General features: G+C 20.9%; 1 protein-coding gene. It reads left to right on the top strand.

The window, feature by feature from the left end:
- Nucleotides 1-185 precede the first annotated feature (185 nt).
- On the top strand, nucleotides 186-511 hold a 326-nt coding region (locus GQX97_RS14675; protein WP_157152393.1), incomplete at its 3' end, for a PCRF domain-containing protein.

Raw genomic sequence — 511 nt, 5'->3', positions numbered from 1 at the left:
ATATATTATAAGGAATACCTACTTTTTTTTAACTAAAAAATGTGCAATATCTGTGGCTCCTAAACAAAAAAAAATATTTTTTTATAATAATTTTTTTTATATTAATATTGATTAAAATACAATAGTTGATAAATATCTTTATTCATATATAATAAAAAACAATATTTAGGAGAATAATAATTTTTATGTCAATAATAGATAAACTTTCATCTGTAGAAAACACATACAATGATATAGTAGACAAATTAAATGATGCAAATATAAAAGACAATAGAGTAATACAGGATTTAATGAAAAAAAAGTCAGAAATAGAAGACATAGTAAATGAATATAAAAAACTAAAAACAGTATTGAAAGAAATAGAAGATGCAAATGAAATGCTTAATCATTCTGACACTGATAAAGAATTAAAAAATATGGCATTGCTTGAAATAGAAGAATTAAATCAAAAAAAAGAAAATATCATTAATGATTTAAGGCTTCTGCTCCTTCCAAAAGATAAGAATGATGG

It is taken from the genome of Brachyspira sp. SAP_772 (assembly GCF_009755885.1).
GTDB lineage: Bacteria > Spirochaetota > Brachyspiria > Brachyspirales > Brachyspiraceae > Brachyspira.
The sequence above is the reverse complement of the archived record's forward strand: the minus strand, read 5'-3'. Positions and strand labels throughout refer to the sequence as shown.